The 2,116-nt window shown below is 65.0% G+C and carries 2 protein-coding genes; both read left to right on the plus strand.

Annotated elements, in window-relative coordinates; genetic code table 11:
• The first annotated feature begins 96 nt into the window (after positions 1-96).
• Positions 97-933, plus strand: a complete 837-nt coding sequence (gene trpA / locus VGP39_RS05665; RefSeq protein ID WP_327567127.1) for a tryptophan synthase subunit alpha — start codon at positions 97-99, stop codon at positions 931-933.
• Between the two features lie 98 nt (positions 934-1,031).
• Positions 1,032-1,976 carry an acetyl-CoA carboxylase, carboxyltransferase subunit beta gene (accD, locus tag VGP39_RS05670; RefSeq protein WP_327567128.1) on the plus strand — a complete coding sequence of 315 codons (945 nt, stop codon included), beginning with the start codon at positions 1,032-1,034 and terminating at the stop codon, positions 1,974-1,976.
• Positions 1,977-2,116 lie beyond the last annotated feature (140 nt).

Raw genomic sequence — 2,116 nt, forward strand, 5'->3', positions numbered from 1 at the left:
AAACGCCAAGCTGTATCCGGGGCTCCCCCTCACCCGACCGCTTCGCGGTCGACCTTTCCCCAACGGGGAGAGGTGCAGCACAGCGGCCGCCGCAGCATGACCACCCGCATAGATACCCGTTTCGCCGACCTGAAAAAACAAGGCCGCGCGGCGTTCGTCACGTTTTTGATGGCGGGTGATCCCGACCTCAAGACCTCGCTCGATATCATCAGGGCGCTGCCGAAGGCCGGCGCCGATATCATCGAGATCGGCATGCCCTTTACCGATCCGATGGCGGATGGGCCTGCGATTCAGGCGAGCGGCCTGCGCGCGCTGAAGGCAGGAACGACGCTGAAGAAAACCCTCGCGCTGGTGCGCGACTTCCGCAGCGGCGATGACTTAACGCCGATCATCCTGATGGGCTACTACAACCCGATCTACATTTACGGCGTCGACAAGTTTCTGGCCGATGCCAAGGCCGCCGGCGTCGACGGGCTGATCCTGGTCGATATGCCGGCGGAAGAGGACGACGAACTCTGCATTCCCGCATTGAAGGCGGGCCTGAATTTCATCCGCCTCGCGACGCCCACCACCGACGACAGGCGGCTGCCGGCGGTGCTCGCCAATACCTCCGGCTTTGTCTATTACGTGTCGATCACCGGCATCACCGGCAGCGCATCGGCCGATACCGACCAGGTGGCGGCGGCGGTGGCGCGCATCAAGCGCCACACGCATTTGCCGGTCTGCGTCGGATTCGGGATTCGAACGCCGGATCAGGCGCGGGCGATTGCCAGCCGGGCCGACGGCGCGGTGGTCGGCACGGCACTGGTCGATGCCTTGTGCGCCAACCTCGACCCCGAGGGCCGGGCGACGGCCAGGACGGTCGGCGCGGTGGCGGACCTCGTGGCCGCATTGGCGCAGGGCGTGCGCGGGGCAAAACAGGCTGCGGAATAAGCCACAATTGCCGGCGACATAGCGCCGCGTGGCGGCTTGCCCGGCATCGCCCGGACCGCCATATTCGCAAAGCGATTTGTTATCGCAGGGAGCGAGACATGAATTGGCTCACCAGCGTCGTCCGGCCGAAAATTCGCAACATCCTGCGACGCGAAACCCCGGAGAATTTGTGGATCAAGTGCCCCGATACCGGGCAGCTGGTGTTCTACAAGGACGTCGAGAGCAACCAGTTCGTCATTCCCGGCTCGAACTATCACATGCGCATGGGCGCGGCGGCGCGGCTGAAATCGATTTTCGACAACGAGACCTGGTTCGACGTGGCGCTGCCCGAGGTTACCGCCGATCCCTTGAAATTTCGTGACGAGCGCCGCTATGCCGACCGCATCAAGGATGCGCGCGCCAAGACCGGCCTGAACGACGCCATCAAGATCGGCTACGGCAAGCTGGAGGGCGCCGCCGTTGTCATCGCGGTGCAGGACTTCGACTTCATGGGCGGCTCGCTCGGCATGGCCGCCGGCGAGGCGATCGTGCGCGGCCTTGAACTTGCGGTCGAAAAGAGATCGCCGTTCATCGTGTTTGCGGCGTCCGGCGGCGCGCGGATGCAGGAAGGCATTTTGGCGCTGATGCAATTGCCGCGCACCACCGTGGCCGTGCAGATGCTGCGCGAGGCGACGCTGCCGTATATCGTGGTGCTGACCAATCCGACCACCGGCGGCGTCACCGCGTCCTATGCCATGCTCGGCGACGTGCAGATCGCCGAGCCCGGCGCCTTGATCGGTTTTGCCGGCGCGCGGGTGATCGAACAGACCATCCGGGAAAAATTGCCGGACGGCTTTCAGCGCGCGGAATACCTGAAGGACCACGGCATGATCGACATGGTGGTGCATCGTCACGATCTGCGCCCGACCTTGGCGCGGCTGTGCCGTCTGCTGATGAAGTCGCCCGCGATCGAATCCGTTCCAAGGCCCGCGCCGGAGCCGGCCGCAACGCAGGCTTCGACCGCACCCGCTGCGGATGCGGTGCCGGCAGCACCGCAAGCGTGAACGCGCCCGCGGCCAGACCGATGCCGCCGCTCGGCGACCTGATCGCACGGCTGTCGAGGCTGCATCCCCAATCCATCGATCTCGATCTCGACAGGATGCATCGGCTGCTGCGGCGGCTGGATCATCCGGAACGCAAACTG

The organism is Bradyrhizobium sp., from assembly GCF_036009065.1.
Classification (GTDB): domain Bacteria; phylum Pseudomonadota; class Alphaproteobacteria; order Rhizobiales; family Xanthobacteraceae; genus Bradyrhizobium.

Excerpts from the sequence above, each read along its gene's own strand:
- trpA (WP_327567127.1), top strand. The coding sequence starts at position 97 with ATGACCACCCGCATAGATACCCGTTTCGCCGACCTGAAAAAACAAGGC.
- accD (WP_327567128.1), top strand. The coding sequence starts at position 1,032 with ATGAATTGGCTCACCAGCGTCGTCCGGCCGAAAATTCGCAACATCCTG.